The following is a 21,104-nucleotide window of genomic DNA, read 5'->3' on the forward strand; positions in this document are numbered from 1 at the left end:
CCCCATGTCTGAAATGACCCCACGCGAAATTGTCAGCGAACTGAACAAACACATCATCGGCCAGGATAACGCTAAGCGTTCCGTGGCGATTGCCCTGCGTAACCGCTGGCGCCGTATGCAGCTCAACGAAGAGCTGCGCCATGAAGTGACGCCGAAAAATATTCTGATGATTGGCCCGACCGGCGTCGGTAAAACCGAAATCGCCCGTCGCCTGGCAAAACTGGCCAACGCGCCGTTCATCAAGGTTGAAGCAACCAAATTCACCGAAGTTGGCTATGTTGGTAAGGAAGTTGACTCGATCATCCGCGATCTGACCGACGCTGCCATTAAGATGGTTCGCGTTCAGGCCATCGAGAAAAACCGCTTCCGCGCTGAAGAGATGGCGGAAGAGCGCATTCTCGACGTGCTGATCCCACCAGCTAAAAATAACTGGGGACAGTCTGAGCAGCCGCAGGAACCTTCTGCCGCGCGTCAGGCGTTCCGTAAAAAACTGCGCGAAGGCCAGCTCGACGATAAAGAGATCGAAATCGATCTCGCCGCCGCACCGATGGGCGTTGAAATCATGGCGCCTCCGGGCATGGAAGAGATGACCAGCCAGTTGCAGTCCATGTTCCAGAACCTGGGCGGTCAGAAGCAAAAACCGCGTAAGCTGAAAATCAAAGACGCGATGAAGCTGCTGATTGAAGAAGAAGCGGCTAAACTGGTGAACCCGGAAGAGCTGAAACAGGAAGCTATCGACGCCGTTGAGCAGCACGGGATCGTGTTTATCGACGAAATCGACAAAATCTGTAAGCGCGGCGAATCCTCTGGTCCGGACGTGTCCCGTGAAGGCGTACAGCGCGACCTGCTGCCGCTGGTTGAAGGCTGCACGGTCTCCACCAAGCACGGCATGGTGAAAACCGATCACATTCTGTTTATCGCTTCTGGCGCATTCCAGGTCGCGAAACCGTCGGACCTGATCCCGGAACTGCAGGGTCGTCTACCGATTCGCGTTGAACTACAGGCGCTGACCACCAGCGATTTTGAGCGTATCCTGACCGAACCGAATGCCTCCATCACCGTTCAGTACAAAGCGCTGATGGCGACCGAAGGTGTGGACATTAACTTCACCGAATCGGGCATTAAACGCATTGCCGAAGCGGCCTGGCAGGTTAACGAAACCACCGAAAACATCGGTGCGCGTCGTCTGCACACCGTTCTGGAACGTCTGATGGAAGATATTTCCTATGATGCGAGCGATTTGAACGGCCAAAGCATCACAATTGATGCCGATTATGTGAGCAAACATCTGGATGCGCTGGTCGCAGATGAAGATCTGAGCCGTTTTATCCTATAATCGCGTTCAATGCATTTTCATCACTGTTGATGGGGCTGATAAAGCCCCATTTTTATTGGCGCTAAATATGACTGAACAACAACAAATTAGCCGCTCACAAGCCTGGCTGGAAAGTTTACGACCTAAGACCTTACCGCTCGCCTTCGCGGCGATCATCGTCGGTACGGCATTAGCATGGTGGCAAGGATACTTCGATCCGCTGGTTGCTCTGCTGGCATTGATTACGGCGGGACTGCTGCAAATTCTGTCCAATCTCGCTAACGACTATGGCGATGCCGTCAAAGGCAGCGACAAGCCCGATCGCATTGGACCGCTGCGCGGGATGCAAAAAGGGGTTATCACCCAAGAGCAGATGAAGCGCGCGCTGATCGTCACCGTAGTGTTGATCTGTCTGTCTGGTCTGGCCCTGGTTGCCGTGGCCTGTCACACGCTGGCGGATTTTGTCGGTTTCCTGGTGCTCGGGGGCCTGTCGATTATCGCCGCGATCACTTACACCGTGGGTAATCGCCCTTACGGATATATCGGTCTGGGCGATATTTCCGTGCTGGTATTCTTCGGCTGGCTCAGCGTGATGGGAAGCTGGTATTTACAGGCCCATACGCTGATTCCGGCGCTGATTCTGCCTGCCACCGCCTGCGGCCTGCTGGCAACCGCTGTGCTCAACGTCAACAATCTGCGCGATATCAACAGCGACAGAGAGAATGGCAAGAACACGCTGGTCGTGCGTTTAGGCGCCGTGAATGCCCGCCGCTACCATGCCTGCCTGCTGATGGGTACGCTGGTCTGTCTGGCGCTGTTTAACCTGTTCTCGCTGCAAAGCCTGTGGGGATGGCTGTTTATTCTCGCCGCTCCGCTGCTTTTCAAACAGGCGCGTTACGTGATGCGTGAGATGAACCCTGAGGCAATGCGCCCGATGCTGGAACGCACCGTAAAAGCGGCACTATTAACTAACCTGCTGTTTGTCGTTGGAATTTTCTTAAGTCAGTGGTCTCTTTAACTGACAAATATCAATTAACAATTGATGATTTTGCCAACAGTACACATAGCGCGATATACTAAAAATTCTCGCAGCAACTAAACGTTAAGCCTATGAAATACGATACATCCGAGCTTTGTGACATCTATCAGGAAGATGTCAACGTCGTGGAACCGCTGTTCTCTAACTTTGGGGGACGGTCGTCGTTTGGCGGACAAATCATCACGGTAAAATGTTTCGAGGACAACGGGTTGCTGTACGATCTGCTCGAACAGAACGGCCGTGGTCGCATTCTGCTGGTCGATGGTGGCGGTTCTGTTCGCCGCGCGCTGGTCGATGCCGAACTGGCGCGGCTGGCCGTACAGAATGAATGGGAAGGTCTGGTCATCTACGGCTCAGTACGCCAGGTAGACGATCTGGAAGAACTGGATATCGGCATTCAGGCGATTGCCGCAATTCCGGTAGGCGCTTCAGGTGAAGGCATTGGGGAAAGCGATGTGCGCGTCAACTTTGGCGGCGTGACCTTCTTCTCCGGCGACCACCTGTACGCCGACAACACCGGGATAATCCTCTCCGAAGACCCGCTCGATATCGAGTGATCAAAAAGGCACCGCAAGGTGCCTTTTTTTATGCGTTTCCGTCGTACCCACCTTTTGCACGCCTTGCAACTGTAGCTATTTGCCGCAACTGATGAAGCTACTTACAGCGGCTCTCTCCACCCCTTCCCACTCTGCATATTATTTGTCTTAATAAACAATAAGTTAAAAACATGGCACGCCTTATGCTTTATACCACTGTATCCAATCAAAGCGCATAAGGATTTTTTATGAAGAAAAATGCAGTGGTTATTAACCCGCAAGATAGCGTTGCTACTGCTATCCAGCCCCTCAAGGCCGGAGACGTCGCCAACATGTTTGTTGGCAATGAAAATCTGACCATCACCTTACGGGATGACATCCCTTACGGTCATAAATTTGCCATTAAAGCCGTTGCGCTTCATGGCGAAGTTTACAAATACGGTGAATCCATTGGTCGGGCAACAAAGCCTATCCAGACCGGAGATTATGTTCATGTTCATAATGTTGAAAGTGAACGTGGCCGTGGGGATTGGAAATAAAGGCTGAAGGAACAAGTGAAAATGAAAAAAACAATCAAAGGTTATCGTCGTCCGGATGGCAGCGTGGGTATTCGCAACTACGTCTTAATTTTACCTACCAGCGTTTGCGCCAATAAAGTGGCTCAGGACATCTCCGCTCAGGTTCATGGCTCAACCTGGCTTAATAATGATTTTGGTTGCTGCCAGATTGCTGGTGATGCTGCATTAACCGAAAAAACACTGATCAACGTTGCCAGGAACGGCAACGTTGGCGCCATACTCGTTGTCGGATTGGGTTGTGAAGGCGCTGAACCTACTCACATTGCGCAAGAAATCACGAAATTTGGTAAGCCGGTTTCCTGCATCACAATTCAGAATGAAGGGGGGACCTTGCAGTGTCAGGCGCGCGGAATTTCAATCGCACGTCAGTATGCGCAGGATTTGTCCCAGCAAGACTACGAAGAAATAAGCGTCAGCGAGTTGATCCTCGGAATGGAATGCGGAGGTTCTGATACCACCTCTGGCCTCGCCTCCAACCCTGCCTGTGGTGTTGCATCTGATTTGTTAGTTAACGATGGTGGCACATCGATTCTTTCAGAAACCACCGAATTCATTGGCGCAGAACACGTTGTTGCTCGTCGGGCCATTAATTCACAAGTCGCAGACGATTTAATCAAGCTGGTTGTGGGGTGTGAAGAAAGAGCGAAAGCCCTGGGCGCAGATATCAGGGGCGGGCAACCGACGCCAGGTAATATCCAGGGCGGTATCACCACCATTGAGGAAAAATCTCTGGGCTGCATGCACAAAGCGGGTCATTCACCGCTACAGGGCGTCCTGCAATACGCAGATTTCCCTGGCGGTCGTGGACTATGGGTGATGGACTCCCCTGGACAAGATATCGAATCCATCTCCGGGATGGTGGCCGGCGGCGCACAAATTATTATCTTTACTACCGGGCGCGGAACCCCCACGGGAAACCCGATTGCGCCAGTGATCAAAATCACCGCCAACGAAGAAACATTTACCAAAATGCGCGACAACATTGATATTGATGTTTCATCGATTATGCGGGGAGAATCTTCTATTAATGAGATGGGCGAGGTGATTTATCAGGAAATCATTAAGGTTTCTAATGGTAAAACAACCAAAGCTGAAGATCTTGGGCATAAGGAATTCTCTATTTACAAGATCGCACCAACATTTTAAGACGATAGAAATATAACCCTATACGGTGGGAATAAATAACATATTCCCATCACTTATATCCGTTACGAAAACACGGAAGTCTCCTCATGAAAATAAAACAAACAATTGAGAAATTCCCAGGCGGGATGATGGTAATCCCGTTATTGATCGGAGCATTATTAAAGACATTTTGTCCTGGTGCTTTAGAAATAGGGAGCTTTTCGACGGCGGTAGCTCATGGCGCTCTCGCTATCCTGGGCGTATTTTTTGTCTGTATGGGCGCTGAAATCCGCCTACAGGCCGCGCCGGTCGCCCTGAAAAAAGGGTTCGCCATTATGCTGTCCAAGTTGGTTGTCGGGACAGCAATTGGCTTACTGGTCGCAAAGTTTTGCGGCGCCAACGGCTTCTTTGGTTTGTCTGCACTCGCCATTATCGCGGCTATGACCAATGCGAATATGGGCCTCTACGCTGCACTGACCAAACAGTTTGGCAATGAAACCGATGCGGGCGCTATCGCTGTGCTTTCCGTACTTGAAGGCCCCTTTCTGACGATGGTGGCGATGGGTGCCGCTGGGCTGGTGTCGATCCCAATAATGGAGCTGTTCGCCGTTGTTTTACCAATACTGATTGGTATGCTGCTCGGAAATCTGGATGAGGATATGCGTTCGTTCCTGAAAAGCGGCGGCGCGATGCTGATCCCCTTCTTCTCTTTTGGTCTGGGTACCGGAATCGATTTCAGCACCCTGCTGATGGCCGGATTCGCAGGGGTTATTCTGGGTCTCATGACCGCATTCATTGGCGCGCTGATTAATGTTGCCGTCTCCCGTTTTGTCGGAGGTTCAGGCATCGCCGGAGCGGCAGTCTCCACGACGGCCGGTAACGCCGTTGCGACCCCCGCAGCTATCGCCGCAGTTGACCCCAGCGTGTCAGCATTAATCGCCGTAGCGACGCCGCAGATTGCCGCCTCTACGATCGTCACCTCCTTAGTCGTACCGTTTATAACCGCCTGGGTTGCTCGCCGCGAACAAAGGAGAATCGCCCAACGCCAGCAGTTATCAAAAACATAAATTCCACAGAGTTGATCGAAAACAATTCCGCTGTTCACCATTTATGTGACAAAAAGATTGCAGAAACAGTAAGTCGTGAATGGATTACTGTTTTTGCAATAATGCCGACAACTGTTTCCACCGTTATCGACTTCACATCATGATCATGCTGGATTCAACATGTTAAAATTACCTAATATTTACATCGTTTCTCCTTTACAAGCGCTCTCTCTCGAAGCTGAACGCCTGTCTATCCGATATAATCACATCGCAAATATAACGATATTAAATGCCACCCTCGACGATGTTGATTCCGTGATCCCGATATTGCGCACGAATCCTCCTGATCTTGTGATTAGTCGCGGTGGCATGGCATGGATGCTTAAACAAAAAATACCGCAGCCTGTCATTGAAATAAAAACATCCGCCTATGATATTATCGATGCCCTCAGGCCATATCTTGGGCTCAATAAAAATATTGGGGTTATTGGGTTTCGCAGCGTTATCGACGGTTGTATGAAAATAGCCAGGATGCTTAATCTGCAACTCACTGAGTTTATCATTGACGAAATGGCCAACCCTTGCATTGAGAATGTCAGAAATGACTTTGTCAATTACACACAAAATAACCAGATAGATCTTATTATTGGCGATGCCATTTGCCCGCTTTATTTTGGCACACACAGCATGGAACATTTCATCCCTTTCCATTCGGGTGTCGAGTCCATAGAACTGGCATTACATGAGGCAATTCAGCTGTATCAGGCGCTCGCTAATGAGCGCATTGAGCAAAACCAGCTAAACCTGTTACTTGACCACACCAATAAATTCATTCTTCTCATTGATAATTGCGGTAATGTCATTCACTGTAATCATAAAGCCGTCGAGCTTTTACAACTCAGTAAACATGATTTAATCAGTAAAAAAATACCTTCCTTAACGCTAAACTGGGAAGATCTGCAAAATAATATCCCGATAGAAAATGAGTTAATCAACACACCCTATGGCGAATTTGTGGTTAACCAGTTCCCCATTGTAGAAAACCAAAATCTCAACCGCGTGGTGATCACCCTCCAGACATCATCTAACTTACAGAAAGCTGAGCAGAAGATAAGAATCAAAGAAGCGAAAAAGTTAGGATTTCACGCCAGGTATCACTTCGAAGATTTTATTACCTGCAACCGTGAAATGCAGGATCGCTTAAGGTTAGCCAGGATATATGCGGAAACCGAAGCAACAATACTGCTACTCGGTGAAAATGGTACCGGCAAAGAGGTTCTGGCGCAGAGCATTCATAACGCCAGTTCACATCGCAATGGGCCATTTGTTGCAGTTAACTGCGGCGCAATCCCCGCTTCAATTATGGAAAGCGAACTCTTTGGATATGTCGATGGCGCGTTTTCCGGTGCCTCTAAAAAAGGCCGCGCAGGGATGTTTGAACTGGCGCATAACGGCACCATCTTTCTTGATGAAATCAGCGAACTGGATAAGTTCTTACAAGCAAAACTCTTACGCATTCTGCAAGAGCGCCAACTGATGCGCCTGGGCGCAGATCACATGATTCCGGTCAACGTCCGCGTTATTGCGGCCACAAACCGAAACTTACCGGCAATGATTGCAGCCGGTGATTTTAGAGAAGACCTTTTTTATCGCTTGAATGTGCTCAAGGTCACCACATTACCGTTACGTGAACGCCCGGACGATATCCAACTTATCGGGCAAACAACTTTAGATGCGCTGAGAAAGTCCTATCAGTTGCCTCCCATTGCATTGAGCGAAAGTTTATGGAGTGAGCTGAAAAAATATTTATGGCCGGGTAACGTACGTCAGTTGAATAATATTATGGAGCGCCTGGCGTTATCGTTTTCATCCGGCGTGGTGTCTCTTTCTGCCGCCACGTTACTGATTGAGGATTTACAAGCCGATAAAGCGTCTTCCCCCCAACAACCTCGCCATCACTGCCCGGACTGCCAGTTGCTCGAAGGGCCGTATAAACGGATCCGTAGCCGTATTCTCAAAGGGGTGCTACTACGACAGCAAAACAACAAAAGCCGTGCAGCGAAGCAACTGGATATTGACCGTAGCTCGTTCACCCGTTGGCTTGGTGATTGATGGGAAAGCCCGCAAGCAAGGCCGTTATCAAAGATAAGTATTGCCGGATGTCGGCTTACACCTTATCCGGCCTACAAACTAAAACCTCTATAGATTTCGCGTCAGGGCAAGGCGGCAAGTAAGTGAATCCCCAGGAGCATAGGCCACTATGTGACTGGGGTGAACGCACGCAGCCAACGCCGCCATAACGTGAAATATGACGAGGATTAGACTTCTTCCATACGACCCAGCAGGGCATGCAGACGATCCTGCCAGCCGTTCTGCTGTTCTTTCAGATTGTTGTTCTCACGCTCCAGTTCTTCACGCTGCTGCTGTGCAGACTGAACTTCCTGCGACAGTGAGTTGTTCTTTTCTTTCAGCTCTTCGATTTCCATCTGCAACAGCGTGATGGTATCAATCGCCTGCTGTACTTTTGCTTCCAGTTTCTCAAACACTTCTAATGACATCGTCATACCTCTCCTGAATTGCAAGGCGTTGATGGATAAAAATCCTCGCCCCGATAACCGGCGACGCCTTAATAAAAACGAGCGCACTCTACTTAACACCGATTGTATGAAGCCGCGTCATCCCTGTCCAGCGGCATCCCGCGCAGATTGCGGTTTGCAACACTTTTAGTCTTTCTCCTGGTGACATGACTGTCATAACGCTTAAGTGTTAAGAGATTGATCGGTGAAATGATTCAGCTCACACTATTTTTGTATAACAAATACCGCGCAATGGCGCGAAAACGCTCATTTTGTTGATGCAGTACACACATTTTAATTTCGATATTTCTCGTTTTTGAGCGTTAACGATAAATTAACAGTGTGCCTACCGGCTCCGGGGATGTCAGTGACCTTCTCGCACACAATAAACATTAAACTCTCTTCAGGATCCGATTATGAGTCAAACATCAACCTTAAAAGGCCAGTGCATTGCTGAATTCCTCGGTACCGGGTTGTTGATTTTCTTCGGTGTGGGCTGTGTCGCTGCACTCAAAGTGGCCGGGGCTACTTTTGGTCAGTGGGAAATCAGCATCATCTGGGGTCTGGGGGTAGCGATGGCTATCTATCTGACCGCAGGCGTTTCTGGCGCACACCTGAATCCAGCGGTCACCATCGCACTCTGGCTGTTTGCCTGTTTTGATAAACGCAAAGTCGTCCCTTTTATTATTTCGCAAATTGCCGGCGCCTTTTGCGCAGCGGCATTGGTTTACGGGCTTTATTACAATCTTTTCCTCGATTTCGAACAAACCAATCATATCGTGCGCGGCAGTACCGAGAGCCTGGGTCTGGCAGGTACTTTCTCCACCTATCCGAACCCGCATATCAATTTTGTGCAGGCCTTCGCGGTTGAAATGGTCATTACCGCTATTCTAATGGGGCTGATTCTGGCCCTGACCGACGATGGTAACGGTGTACCTCGTGGTCCGCTGGCGCCACTGCTGATCGGCTTACTGATTGCCGTTATTGGTGCTTCCATGGGCCCGCTAACAGGTTTTGCGATGAACCCGGCACGTGACTTCGGACCGAAACTCTTCGCCGGACTGGCCGGATGGGGTGAGATTGCCTTCACGGGTGGTCGTGATATCCCTTACTTCCTGGTACCGGTGTTTGGACCGATTACCGGCGCAATTTTGGGCGCATGGGCCTATCGCAAACTGATTGGTCGTCATTTGCCGTGCGATGTCTGCGCGATTGAAGAGAAAGACGTTGCGGCCAACACTCAACAAAAAGCTTCGCAGTAATGTGACTACGGGACAAAAAATTATGACTGAAAAAAAATATATCGTTGCGCTCGACCAGGGCACTACCAGCTCCCGCGCGGTCGTCATGGACCACGATGCAAATATCGTTGCCGTTTCACAGCGCGAATTCGAGCAAATCTACCCGAAAGCAGGTTGGGTAGAACACGACCCAATGGAAATTTGGGCGACCCAAAGCTCCACGCTGGTAGAAGTGCTGGCGAAAGCCGATATCAGTTCCGATGAAATTGCCGCGATCGGTATTACCAACCAGCGTGAAACCACCATCGTCTGGGAACGTGAGACCGGTAAACCTATCTATAACGCCATTGTGTGGCAGTGTCGTCGTACCGCGGATATCTGCGAGAAGCTCAAGCGCGACGGTATGGAAGATTACATCCGTAGCAACACCGGTCTGGTGATTGACCCGTACTTCTCCGGTACCAAAGTGAAGTGGATCCTCGACCACGTAGAAGGTTCGCGTGAGCGCGCCCGTCGCGGTGAACTGCTGTTTGGTACCGTAGATACCTGGCTTATCTGGAAAATGACGCAGGGGCGCGTACACGTCACCGATTACACCAACGCCTCACGTACCATGCTGTTCAACATTCACTCCCTGGACTGGGACGACAAGATGCTGGATGCGCTGGATATTCCGCGCGCCATGCTGCCGGAAGTACGTCGTTCTTCTGAAGTGTACGGTCAGACCAACATCGGTGGTAAGGGCGGCATTCGTATTCCTATCTCCGGTATCGCCGGTGACCAGCAGGCGGCGCTGTTCGGCCAGTTGTGCGTGAAAGAAGGGATGGCGAAAAACACTTACGGTACCGGCTGCTTCATGCTGATGAACACCGGCGAGAAAGCCGTTAAGTCCGAAAACGGGCTGCTGACCACCATCGCCTGCGGACCGACCGGAGAAGTGAACTACGCCCTGGAAGGCGCGGTGTTTATGGCGGGTGCCTCTATCCAGTGGCTGCGTGATGAAATGAAACTCATCAGCGATGCATTCGACTCTGAGTATTTCGCGACTAAAGTGAAAGACACCAACGGCGTGTACGTCGTTCCGGCATTCACCGGTCTGGGCGCACCGTACTGGGACCCGTATGCGCGTGGCGCCATCTTCGGTCTGACCCGTGGCGTAAACTCCAACCACATCATTCGCGCAACGCTTGAGTCTATCGCTTACCAGACCCGTGACGTACTGGAAGCGATGCAGGCTGACTCCGGCATTCGCTTGCACGCCCTGCGCGTCGATGGCGGTGCGGTAGCCAACAACTTCCTGATGCAGTTCCAGTCGGACATTCTCGGCACACGCGTTGAGCGCCCGGAAGTCCGCGAAGTCACTGCGCTGGGTGCGGCTTATCTGGCCGGTCTGGCGGTCGGCTTCTGGCAAAACCTGGATGAGCTGCAGGAAAAAGCGGTCATCGAGCGTGAATTCCGTCCTGGCATCGAAACCACCGAACGTAACTTCCGTTACAGCGGCTGGAAAAAAGCAGTCAAACGCGCCATGGCGTGGGAAGATCACGACGAGTAATACGTCATTGCCGGATAGCGACGCTAAGGTGTCTTATCCGGCAATATCTTCGTGCGGGGACAACCCCGCACACACATCAATAATCTCGCCCCCTCCCCTGTGCTACACTTCGCGCCATTCCTTTCAGCTACGAGTTTGCAATGAGACGAGAACTTGCCATTGAATTTTCACGCGTGACCGAAGCGGCCGCGCTGGCTGGCTATAAATGGCTGGGCCGCGGCGATAAAAATACCGCTGACGGCGCGGCGGTGAACGCCATGCGTATTATGCTCAACCAGGTCAACATCGACGGCACCATCGTGATTGGCGAAGGTGAAATCGATGAAGCGCCGATGCTGTTTATCGGTGAGAAAGTCGGTACGGGTCTTGGCGATGCGGTAGACATCGCAGTCGATCCTATCGAAGGCACGCGTATGACGGCAATGGGCCAAGCAAATGCGCTGGCGGTACTGGCCGTGGGCGATAAAGGCTGCTTCCTGAACGCGCCGGACATGTATATGGAAAAGCTGATTGTCGGCCCAGGCGCAAAAGGGTCCATTGACCTGAATCTGTCGCTGGAAGCCAACCTGCGTAACATTGCCGCCGCGCTGAACAAACCCCTGAGTGACCTGACCGTCACTATCCTGGCAAAACCTCGCCATGATGACGTTATTGCAGAGATGACGAAACTGGGCGTGCGCGTATTCGCTATTCCCGACGGCGACGTTGCGGCTTCAATTCTGACCTGCATGCCTGACAGCGAAGTTGACGTGCTGTACGGCATTGGCGGCGCACCGGAAGGTGTGGTCTCCGCCGCCGTTATCCGCGCGCTGGATGGCGATATGCAGGGCCGTCTCCTGGCGCGTCATGACGTCAAAGGCGACAGCGAAGAAAACCGCCGCATTGGCGAACAGGAACTGGCCCGCTGCACCGCGATGGGCATTGAAGCGGGCAAAGCGCTGCGTCTGGACGAAATGGCGCGCAGCGACAACGTCATTTTTTCTGCCACCGGCATCACCAAAGGCGATCTGCTGGAAGGCATTAGCCGCAAAGGCAATATCGCGACCACCGAAACGCTGCTGATCCGCGGCAAATCGCGCACAATCCGCCGCATTCAGTCGATTCACTATCTCGATCGCAAAGATCCCGATGTGCAGGCGCACATCCTGTAATTGATTTGATCAATAGAGCCTTCCAGCCCATCCGGGCTGGAAATCTTTCGTCCAACGAACGAAGATAAGGCAATCAAAGCAGACAGGAGAAAACCATGGCAGATTGGGTAACAGGCAAAGTCACAAAGGTGCAGAACTGGACCGATGCCTTATTTAGTTTGACCGTGCGAGCTCCGGTTCTTCCTTTTACTGCTGGCCAGTTTACCAAGCTTGGCCTGGAAATCGACGGCGAGCGCGTCCAGCGCGCCTATTCCTACGTGAATGCGCCCGACAATCCCGATTTAGAGTTTTATCTGGTGACGGTTCCCGACGGCAAACTCAGCCCTCGTTTGGCCGCGCTGAAGCCTGGCGATGACGTTCAGGTGGTCAGTGAAGCCGCTGGCTTCTTCGTGCTGGATGAGGTCCCCGATTGCGACACGCTATGGATGCTGGCGACCGGCACGGCTATCGGCCCGTATTTGTCGATTCTGCAGTTAGGCAAAGATCTGGATCGCTTTAAAAATCTGGTGCTGGTCCACGCCGCGCGCTATGCCGCCGATTTAAGCTACCTGCCATTGATGCAGGCGCTGGAAAAACGCTACGAAGGTAAATTACGTATCCAGACCGTTGTTAGCCGTGAAACTGCGGCAAATTCGTTGACCGGACGAGTGCCAGCGCTGATTGAAAGCGGTGAGCTGGAAAAAGCGGTAGGTCTGCCAATGGATAAAGAAACCAGCCACGTAATGCTGTGTGGAAATCCACAAATGGTGCGCGACACGCAGCAACTGTTGAAAGAGACCCGGCAGATGACCAAACACCTGCGCCGTCGACCAGGCCATATGACCGCTGAACACTACTGGTAAGAACGTTTTACTGCCCGGTAAGCACCCCGGGCATTTTGCCGGATAAGACGCTAACGCGCCTTATCCGGCCTACGAGTCAGCTCTGTACTTTACGTCCTGCGTATCTTTACCGTATTTATTTTCGTCCTGGGTGCCGACAAACGCGCCCAGATCGATAAGCATGCCGACCAGAATCAGCGTCGGAAGAAAACGGCCTACCGCCCATTGCCAGACGCCAGGTAACATCGCCCAGTTTCCGGCCAGCAGCATCCACGCCAGAATCATCAGCAACGCCCACGCTCCTGAACGCCCTCGGTCATGCAGACGCTTTACCGTCACCGCCGCCGTCGGCCATAGCAGACACACCAGACAAAATGCTGCGGTTTGAATATCGAGTAATTGCTTACTTGCCAGGGAGAACAACGCCAGCATACTGACGATCCACAGACCTATCCAAATCCAGAAATCACGGCGTCCAATACGCCCTTTAAATGAGAATAACCACTGCTGTATGGTCATGTAGGTTCCTTTATTATTACCTTCCAGGACAGTTTACCCTTTTGACAAGCCGGACGGTTACCGTTTTAATCGTGAGCAGTGAGAATGAAAGGTACAATTGATGAAGCAAGGATTTACACTGTTTTTATTACTGTTTTCAGCCTTAACCGTCAGCACTACAGCGCAGGCGGAAGAGCCATCGACGGCAATCACGGCCCCCTATTTGCTGGCGGGCGCGCCGACTTTTGATCTATCGATTAGCCAGTTTCGTGAAAACTTTAATACACAGAATCCAAAGCTTATCCTCAATGAATTCCGTGCCATCGACAGCAGCCGCGACCGGGCGAATCTCACCCGCGCCGCCAGCAAAATCAACGAAAATCTGTATGCGTCATCCGCGCTTGAACGCGGTACATTGAAAATCAAAAGTATGCAGATCACCTGGCTACCGATTCAGGGGCCTGAACAAAAGGCGGCGAAAGCGAAAGCGCTGGAATACATGACCGCCGTCATTCACACCGTCGCGCCGCTGCTGACAAAAGAACAAAGTCAGAAAAAGCTGCAAAAATTGCTCGCCGCTGGCAAAGGTAAGCACTATTACGCCGAAACAGAAGGCGCTATTCGCTATGTCATAGCAGATAACGGTGAAAAGGGGCTGACCTTCGCTGTTGAACCGATTAAGCTGGCACTATCAGAAAGTCTTGAGAAGGCGAATTGATGACAAAAAGCAAAGCCTTTCCGCAGACGAATCTCTATACTGTTTCACAGACCATGCTGCCCTGACGGGCGGCCATATTCCTTAATTCGCTGACAAGCGTGGAGAAATGAAATGCGACATCCTTTAGTGATGGGTAACTGGAAACTGAACGGCAGCCGCCATATGGTAAACGAACTGGTTGCTAATCTGCGTAAAGAACTGGCTGGCGTTGCTGGCTGTGCAGTAGCGATTGCTCCGCCGGAAATGTATATCGACCTGGCGAAACATGCCGCTGCCGGTAGCCACATCATCCTGGGCGCGCAGAACGTTGACCTGAACCTGTCTGGCGCATTCACCGGTGAAACAAGCGCTGAAATGCTGAAAGATATCGGCGCGCAGTACATCATTATCGGTCACTCTGAGCGCCGTACTTACCACAAAGAGTCTGACGAACTGATCGCGAAGAAATTTGCTGTGCTGAAAGAGCAGGGTCTGACTCCCGTTCTGTGCATTGGTGAAACCGAAGCAGAAAATGAAGCGGGCAAAACTGAAGAAGTCTGCGCACGTCAGATCGACGCCGTTCTGAAAACTCAGGGCGCTGCGGCATTCGAAGGCGTAGTTATCGCTTACGAACCAGTATGGGCTATCGGTACCGGTAAATCTGCAACTCCGGCTCAGGCTCAGGCTGTTCACAAATTCATCCGTGACCACATTGCTAAAGCTGACGCGAAAATCGCTGAACAGGTTATCATCCAGTACGGCGGTTCCGTGAACGCGGGCAACGCTGCTGAACTGTTCGCTCAGCCGGACATCGACGGCGCGCTGGTTGGCGGTGCTTCTCTGAAAGCAGACGCCTTCGCAGTTATCGTTAAAGCAGCAGAAGCCGCTAAACAGGCTTAAGTTGTATGGCGGGAGGAGCACTCCTCCCGTCGCATCAGGTTTACCAGTATCCCAGCCAGTGCCACCAGAAGGCGCCGGTTATCCCCCAAATGGTCAGGTTGACCACACTCATTACCAGCCCCGTTTTCCACCACTCCGCCAGCGTGACATAGCCTGAACCAAAGATGATAGGCGCAGTACCCGTGCCATAGTGCGTGAGCGACATCATCAGCGAGGAGGAGAAGCCGAGCATCAACCCAAGCAGCGCCGGCGGCGCGCCGAGGCCTAATCCTGCGGCGAAGAATGCAGCGAACATCGCCGTGATATGCGCGGTTGTACTGGCGAAAAAGTAGTGCGAGTAGACGTAAAGCAGGATCAGCAATAGCGTCGCGATGCTCCAGTGCACACCAAGATGGTCGATTGCGCTACCCACGCTGGTTGCCAGCCACCCCACCAGCCCCAACTTGCTGAGAAAATCCGCCATCATTACCAGCGCCGCGAACCAGACTATGGTATCCCACGCGCCACGGCACTTAAGAATGTCATCCCAACTTAATACGCCCGCCATCAACAGAATCGACAAACCAATTAACGCGGCGCTGGTAGGGTTTACACTCCAGCCACTACCCATCAACATCGCGGGCACTCCCGCCCACAGGCAGAGCAGCAAAATGAAGACGGCCAGGGTAATTTTCTCTGCCAGTGAAAGCGGACCTAGCGCATCCAGTTTTTGTCGTGCGAACTGAGGCGCATTTGGCGTGCGTGTGATGGCTGGCGGGTAGAGCCACCAGATAACAATCGGCATAACGACCAGTGAGACCACCGCGGGAAGCAGCGCGGCGATAGCCCACATTCCCCAGGTCATATTCAGCACACCATCGGTTCCCTTCGTTAAAAAGCTAACAATTAAAGGGTTAGGCGCGGTCGCGGTGATGAACATTGCCGAGCTGATGGGGTTAATGTTGTAATTCACCAGCGCCAGATAGCGGCCCGTTGAGCCATTCTCGTTGTTGCCCGGCTGCGATCCGAGGCTTTCCGCAATCGCCCGCATTACCGGGTGAATAATACCGCCGCCACGCGCCGTGTTGCTTGGCGTAACCGGCGCAATCAGGGTTTCCGCAAGGGTTAATGCCCACGCAATACCCAGCGTTCTTTTACCAAACAGCGCAATAAACCCGTAGCCAATACGCGCGCCCAACCCGGTCTTTAACAGGCTTTGCGACAGCATGATGGATAAACCAATCAGCCAAATCAGTTGATTAGAGAAGCCGCTCAAGGCATCGTTCAGCGCGGCCGAGGGTTTACCGGGGTTAGTGACGCCGGTCATCGCCACCAGCATAATCGCCACAACCGCAATGGCGCCAATGGGCATGGCTTTACCGATAATCGCTGCGATCGTACCAATGAACAACGCCAGCAGATGCCACGCTTGCGGAGTGACGTCAGGCGGACACGGGATAACAAACCAGATGGTCAGCGTGATCGCGAGCGAAATGATGGCAGGCCAACAGCGGATAGGGGTCAAACTGTCCATGAATCAATCCTTGAGTTTCCAGTGCGCAAATCTGCGCCCCGGTATTAACCGCCATCAGCCCAAATAAAACAATTCATCATCTCACAAAACAAAAAATTAACATTTAGATACAGTTATAATTTACCCAGCATACTGAACCAGAAGTAATCCAACGGCAGAAGCACCAGATACGTTGCCGCCGCCAGCGCCATACACAGCAGCATCCCCGCCCTCGCAGGCACTTTCCCAAGCGCCATCGCCACAACAATGGGTGAAGCCTGATACGGCAGCAGCGGTGTGGAATACCCTAGCACCTGAATCATAATCACCGACAGCAGCGGGAATCCCGTGGCATCGGCAAAGCTTTGCGCCAGCGTGGTATACAGCGCCGGAACACCGTTTGCCGTCATAATAAAATTGAGTGCGGTGGTAATGCCGGTCAGCGCGAGGAAGCTGGTGAACGGTTTTTCCGCGTCCAGCGGCATCACCTGTAACAGCGCCTCGCCCACCGCACTGCCAATACCGGTCTGCGTGACGGTGATCGCCAGCCCCAGAATACCCGCCACGTAGATACAGGTACGGATATTGACCCCACTGGAAAACTCCTCGCCATTAATAAAGCCAACCCGAGGTAGCAGCGTGATAACCGCCGCCGCCAGTCCGGTCCACGCTGGACCAATGCCGTGCCAGCTTTCGCTTACCCACAAAAACAACACCACCGCTAACATCCATGCCAGACGTTTTTCATCCCGGCTCATCGGCTCAGGCGGCGTTAAATCTCGCGGCGCATGGGGCTTACCAGGAAACAGCCAGCAGATAAGTACGATGAGTATCGCGCCTTTGAGCCAGCCCAGAACCGGCGTATGCAGTAGTAAATAAGGCAGATAATTCAGGTGGATACCGTAGGAACCTTCCGCTGCGCCACTCATCACCAGATTCGGCACGTTAGCGGGTAAAATCGTCGCGGAAAGCTGGAACGTCCCAAACCCGACGGCCAGCGCCAGACCATACCAGGCTCGCGTGCCGTCGTTAATTCCCGCCCGTTTCGCCATCGCGGCAACAATCGGCATCAGCAGCGCAATACGCCCCATGTTGGACGGCATTACAAATGCCAGCGCATAACTTAGCAGTACCACACTCGCTACCATTAACGGCCAGGAGTCGGTCAATCGCGATGACAGCGCCCTCGCCGCCCTGTCCGCCAATCCCGTTTTACGAATCGCGATACCCAGCACGAATCCACTGAAGACCAGCCAGAACGCCGACGACGCAAAGCCGCCAAAAATCACATCCGGTGACGCGATTTTGACCACCATCGCCACGGCAAAGAACAGCAGCGCCGTTATAAATTCCGGCAGCAGCGACGTCGCCCAGAGAAGAATGGTGATGCCAACCACCAGAGAAGGGATAAACAGAGGGTGCGAAAGCCAGAGCGACATGCCTGTCTCCTGTTGTTTTTTTCAACAAGAATACGGGGACAGGCATGCGGAGTAAACGCCAGATTAGGTAGGGTTAGCGCAGAATATCACATTGATGATCCTGAATTTCCTCAGCAGAGGCGAGATTCAGCGACAGCAAGTTACGCTGAGTCGCCAGCAGGACAAAGGACTCATCGCTCTGGCGCACCATCGCCAGCGCATAGCTGCCCATATGTTCTCGCGCATCCGGTACTTCTTCCGCCAGCATAATAAACGGGCTGCGTTGCGCCAGTTCATTCTCCGTGACGCGACGCGCCAGATATTCATGCCCACGTAATCCACCCGGCAAAGGCAACCAGCGGGTGCTGATTTTCGCCATGTTGTCATCCAGCTGTTTTCTGACATCGGTCCGCAGGCAGGAGATATGAATGTGTAGGTGATTTTGCGTACGACCGCTACGCGAGTTAATGGTCAGCGATACCGCTTTGTCAGGGATCTCCTGACCGTATTTTTGGCTCATAAAGCTACGCGCCTGCCAGGCCAGCCAGAAAAAGTTCGGCGTGCCTGATTCCAACAGCAACGGGCTTTCCGTACCATTGATACGGTAACCAGGCATCAACAGATATTGCAGCGGACCGTTACGATCTTTGAACACCACATATCCGGCGTCAGGTTTCACTTCCACGCACGGTGCGGGATCCTGCTGCTGCAACTGGTGCGGCAAGCATTGCTGGAGAACAATCTGGCGTAACGCGTCCGGGTTGCCGGTGAATTTCCAGTAACCAATGCCAGCAGCGGCAGCCACCACAATCACCGCCAGTAAAAGATAGCCTGCTTTTTTCATTACGCGTTCCCTGTATCCTATTGAGGGGCAAGAGTAACGCAAAACCATGACAAATAAAAAACCCGGTCGCGTTATGCCACCGGGTTGGTAACTCACAGATTTATTTAACGCTTGCTGATCTGGTCGAACGTACCGCCGTTAGAGAAGTGCTCTTTCTGTGCTTTCGTCCAGCCGCCAAACTCTTCGTCAATGGTGAACAGCTTCAGCTTCGGAAAGACATTTTCGTATTTCTTCGCCACTTCAGCATCACGCGGACGGTAGAAATTTTTCGCTGCTATCTCCTGACCTTCCGGCGAGTAGAGATACTTCAGGTAGGCTTCCGCTACCGCTTTGGTGTCTTTCTTTTCCACCACTTTGTCGACCACGGAAACGGTCGGCTCCGCGAGAATTGATTCACTCGGGGTCACTATCTCGAATTTATCTTTACCCAGTTCGTTCGTCGCCAGTAGCGCTTCGTTTTCCCAGGCAATCAGCACATCACCGATACCACGTTCAACGAAGGTATTGGTTGAGCCACGCGCACCAGAGTCCAGCACTTCGACGTTTTTAAACAGGGCTTTGACAAAGTCCTGGGCTTTGGCCTGATCGTTATTGTTGTGGTGCAGGGCGTAGCCCCATGCCGCCAGATAGTTCCAGCGTGCGCCGCCTGAGCTTTTCGGGTTTGGCGTAATGACCGATACGCCCGGTTTGATCAGATCGTTCCAGTCATGAATTTGTTTTGGATTGCCTTTGCGGACCAGGAAAACGATGGTGGAGGTGTAAGGTGCTGAGTTATCCGGCAGACGCTTGATCCAGTTTTTATCGATACGACCACGTTCAGCAATAGCGTCCACATCGTAAGCCAGCGCCAGCGTCACAACATCGGCTTCAATGCCGTTAATGACGGAAGTCGCCTGTTTACCCGAACCGCCGTGCGATTGGCGGATCACGACGTTATCGCCAGTTTCCTGCTTCCAGTGCGCGCTAAAAGCTTTGTTGTACTGCTCGTACAGTTCACGCGTTGGATCGTACGATACGTTTAGTAACTGAATGTCCTTTGCCAGAACGCTGGTCGATGCCAGCAATAATGTTAACCCTACGCCCCATTTGTTCATCGCCCAGCTCTCTTATGTGGTGTTGTGATGAGCAAAGCGTGCCAGAAAGCGATCCAAACATTAAAGAATAAAAAAAGATTTGCTATAACTTCGAGGAATAAATCTGAGGGATTGCCGGATGGCGGCTAGCGCCTAATCCGGCCTGCAAGTCTCAGCAACCTGAAGGCCGGATAAGCGTAGCGCCATCAGGCGCGCAAAAAACAATTAGTACAGTTTTTTCGCGCAGTCCAGCCAGTCACCTTTGAAAGGACGCTTCATGTTTTCGATAGCGTCGATGATGTCATGGTGAACCAGTTTTTCGTTCTGAATACCTACGCAACGGCCACCGTGACCTTCGAGCAGCAATTCAATGGCATACGCGCCCATACGGGACGCCAGAATACGGTCATAAGGAACCGGAGAACCACCACGCTGGATGTGACCCAGTACGGTTGAACGCGTTTCACGGCCCGTTTCTTTCTCGATGTAATGCGCCAGTTCGTCAACGTCGCACATGTGCTCAGTGATCGCTACAATCGCGTGCTTTTTGCCTTTCGCGATACCGGCTTTGATTTCAGCAACCAGATCGTCACGGCTGAATTCTACTTCCGGAACCACTACGAACTCACAACCGCCGGCAATCGCTGCCGCCAGGGTCAGATCGCCACAGTAGCGGCCCATCACTTCAACGATAGAGATACGCTGGTGAGAAGAAGAGGTATCACGCAGACGGTCAATCGCTTCGACGACAGTACCCAGCGCGGTGAAATAACCGATGGTGTAGTCGGTGCCCTTGATATCGTTGTCGATAGTACCCGGCAGACCGATGCACGGGAAGCCCATTTCAGTCAGGCGTTTCGCACCCATGTAAGAACCGTCACCGCCGATAACAACCAGGGCGTCGATGCCACGCTTCTTCAGGTTTTCGATAGCCACCGCACGCACGTTTTCGTCGCGGAATTCCGGGAAGCGGGCAGAACCGAGGAAGGTACCGCCACGGTTGATCATGTCGGACACGCTATAGCGGTCAAGCTGGACCATACGGTCTTCATACAAACCCAGGTAGCCATCATGGATCCCCATGACTTCCAGCCCTTCCGTCAACGCTGCACGCACAACACCACGGATTGCTGCGTTCATGCCCGGCGCATCACCGCCGCTTGTCAACACACCGATTTTCTTAATCATGACTACCTCTGAAC

The 21,104-nt window shown here is 52.2% G+C and carries 20 protein-coding genes; 13 read left to right on the top strand and 7 right to left on the bottom strand.

Annotated elements, in window-relative coordinates:
- Positions 1 to 4: 4 nt before the first annotated feature.
- The 7 genes from hslU (at position 5) to ICA20_RS23520 (ending at position 7,751) form a co-directional block, all read left to right on the top strand.
- Positions 5 to 1,336 (top strand): HslU--HslV peptidase ATPase subunit, encoded by a 1,332-nt coding sequence (gene hslU, locus ICA20_RS23490; RefSeq protein ID WP_038636017.1) that lies wholly within the window; start codon positions 5 to 7, stop codon positions 1,334 to 1,336.
- Between the two features lie 67 nt (positions 1,337 to 1,403).
- Entirely contained in the window at positions 1,404 to 2,333 is a 930-nt protein-coding gene (gene menA / locus ICA20_RS23495; RefSeq protein ID WP_038636012.1) for a 1,4-dihydroxy-2-naphthoate polyprenyltransferase, read from the top strand.
- A 92-nt stretch (positions 2,334 to 2,425) separates the two neighbouring features.
- The gene (rraA, locus tag ICA20_RS23500) at positions 2,426 to 2,911 is read left to right on the top strand and encodes a ribonuclease E activity regulator RraA (protein ID WP_008787034.1); all 486 of its coding nucleotides are present in this window, start codon (positions 2,426 to 2,428) and stop codon (positions 2,909 to 2,911) included.
- 227 nt (positions 2,912 to 3,138) lie between these two features.
- Positions 3,139 to 3,429: a UxaA family hydrolase gene (locus ICA20_RS23505; RefSeq protein ID WP_038636007.1), complete on the top strand. Its 291-nt coding sequence runs from the start codon at positions 3,139 to 3,141 to the stop codon at positions 3,427 to 3,429.
- Between the two features lie 21 nt (positions 3,430 to 3,450).
- On the top strand, positions 3,451 to 4,614 hold the full coding sequence (locus tag ICA20_RS23510) for a UxaA family hydrolase (RefSeq protein WP_038636004.1): 1,164 nt from the start codon (positions 3,451 to 3,453) through the stop codon (positions 4,612 to 4,614).
- 86 nt (positions 4,615 to 4,700) lie between these two features.
- Positions 4,701 to 5,660, top strand: coding sequence for a 2-keto-3-deoxygluconate permease (locus ICA20_RS23515; RefSeq protein ID WP_038636001.1), 960 nt, complete (start codon positions 4,701 to 4,703; stop codon positions 5,658 to 5,660).
- Between the two features lie 159 nt (positions 5,661 to 5,819).
- A complete protein-coding gene (locus ICA20_RS23520) occupies positions 5,820 to 7,751 on the top strand; it encodes a sigma 54-interacting transcriptional regulator (RefSeq protein WP_038635998.1) in 1,932 nt (643 codons plus the stop codon).
- A gap of 206 nt (positions 7,752 to 7,957) precedes the next feature.
- On the opposite strand, the gene zapB is transcribed toward ICA20_RS23520, so the two are convergent.
- On the bottom strand, positions 7,958 to 8,203 hold the full coding sequence (gene zapB / locus ICA20_RS23525) for a septal ring assembly protein ZapB (protein ID WP_019077914.1): 246 nt from the start codon (positions 8,201 to 8,203) through the stop codon (positions 7,958 to 7,960).
- 428 nt (positions 8,204 to 8,631) lie between these two features.
- On the opposite strand from zapB, the gene ICA20_RS23530 reads away from it, so the two are divergent.
- From ICA20_RS23530 to fpr, 4 genes are all read left to right on the top strand, one after another.
- Positions 8,632 to 9,477 carry an MIP/aquaporin family protein gene (locus ICA20_RS23530; protein ID WP_038635996.1) on the top strand — a complete coding sequence of 282 codons (846 nt, stop codon included), beginning with the start codon at positions 8,632 to 8,634 and terminating at the stop codon, positions 9,475 to 9,477.
- A gap of 22 nt (positions 9,478 to 9,499) precedes the next feature.
- Positions 9,500 to 11,008: a glycerol kinase GlpK gene (gene glpK / locus ICA20_RS23535; protein WP_038635993.1), complete on the top strand. Its 1,509-nt coding sequence runs from the start codon at positions 9,500 to 9,502 to the stop codon at positions 11,006 to 11,008.
- 140 nt (positions 11,009 to 11,148) lie between these two features.
- Positions 11,149 to 12,159, top strand: a complete 1,011-nt coding sequence (glpX, locus tag ICA20_RS23540; protein ID WP_038635990.1) for a class II fructose-bisphosphatase — start codon at positions 11,149 to 11,151, stop codon at positions 12,157 to 12,159.
- A gap of 95 nt (positions 12,160 to 12,254) precedes the next feature.
- Positions 12,255 to 13,001 (top strand): ferredoxin--NADP(+) reductase, encoded by a 747-nt coding sequence (gene fpr, locus ICA20_RS23545; protein ID WP_038635988.1) that lies wholly within the window; start codon positions 12,255 to 12,257, stop codon positions 12,999 to 13,001.
- A gap of 69 nt (positions 13,002 to 13,070) precedes the next feature.
- Here fpr and ICA20_RS23550 read toward each other — a convergent pair whose 3' ends face one another.
- On the bottom strand, positions 13,071 to 13,499 hold the full coding sequence (locus tag ICA20_RS23550) for a DUF805 domain-containing protein (RefSeq protein WP_038635986.1): 429 nt from the start codon (positions 13,497 to 13,499) through the stop codon (positions 13,071 to 13,073).
- A gap of 100 nt (positions 13,500 to 13,599) precedes the next feature.
- Here ICA20_RS23550 and ICA20_RS23555 point away from each other — a divergent pair, with 100 nt between their 5' ends.
- Together ICA20_RS23555 and tpiA are read left to right on the top strand one after the other, a co-directional pair.
- Positions 13,600 to 14,196, top strand: coding sequence for a YiiQ family protein (locus ICA20_RS23555; protein WP_038635984.1), 597 nt, complete (start codon positions 13,600 to 13,602; stop codon positions 14,194 to 14,196).
- Positions 14,197 to 14,307: 111 nt separating this feature from the next.
- On the top strand, positions 14,308 to 15,075 hold the full coding sequence (tpiA, locus tag ICA20_RS23560) for a triose-phosphate isomerase (RefSeq protein WP_038635981.1): 768 nt from the start codon (positions 14,308 to 14,310) through the stop codon (positions 15,073 to 15,075).
- Positions 15,076 to 15,115: 40 nt separating this feature from the next.
- On the opposite strand, the gene ICA20_RS23565 is transcribed toward tpiA, so the two are convergent.
- From ICA20_RS23565 to pfkA, 5 genes are all read right to left on the bottom strand, one after another.
- A complete protein-coding gene (locus ICA20_RS23565) occupies positions 15,116 to 16,588 on the bottom strand; it encodes a DASS family sodium-coupled anion symporter (RefSeq protein WP_038635979.1) in 1,473 nt (490 codons plus the stop codon).
- 113 nt (positions 16,589 to 16,701) lie between these two features.
- The gene (locus tag ICA20_RS23570) at positions 16,702 to 18,006 is read right to left on the bottom strand and encodes an SLC13 family permease (RefSeq protein ID WP_038635976.1); all 1,305 of its coding nucleotides are present in this window, start codon (positions 18,004 to 18,006) and stop codon (positions 16,702 to 16,704) included.
- 73 nt (positions 18,007 to 18,079) lie between these two features.
- Positions 18,080 to 18,829 carry a CDP-diacylglycerol diphosphatase gene (locus tag ICA20_RS23575; RefSeq protein ID WP_038635973.1) on the bottom strand — a complete coding sequence of 250 codons (750 nt, stop codon included), beginning with the start codon at positions 18,827 to 18,829 and terminating at the stop codon, positions 18,080 to 18,082.
- Between the two features lie 104 nt (positions 18,830 to 18,933).
- On the bottom strand, positions 18,934 to 19,923 hold the full coding sequence (gene sbp / locus ICA20_RS23580) for a sulfate/thiosulfate ABC transporter substrate-binding protein Sbp (RefSeq protein WP_038635971.1): 990 nt from the start codon (positions 19,921 to 19,923) through the stop codon (positions 18,934 to 18,936).
- A gap of 204 nt (positions 19,924 to 20,127) precedes the next feature.
- Positions 20,128 to 21,090 (bottom strand): 6-phosphofructokinase, encoded by a 963-nt coding sequence (gene pfkA / locus ICA20_RS23585; RefSeq protein ID WP_006686196.1) that lies wholly within the window; start codon positions 21,088 to 21,090, stop codon positions 20,128 to 20,130.
- Positions 21,091 to 21,104 lie beyond the last annotated feature (14 nt).

Source organism: Citrobacter sp. C5_2 (assembly GCF_014596845.2).
Taxonomy (GTDB): Bacteria; Pseudomonadota; Gammaproteobacteria; order Enterobacterales; family Enterobacteriaceae; genus Citrobacter; species Citrobacter werkmanii.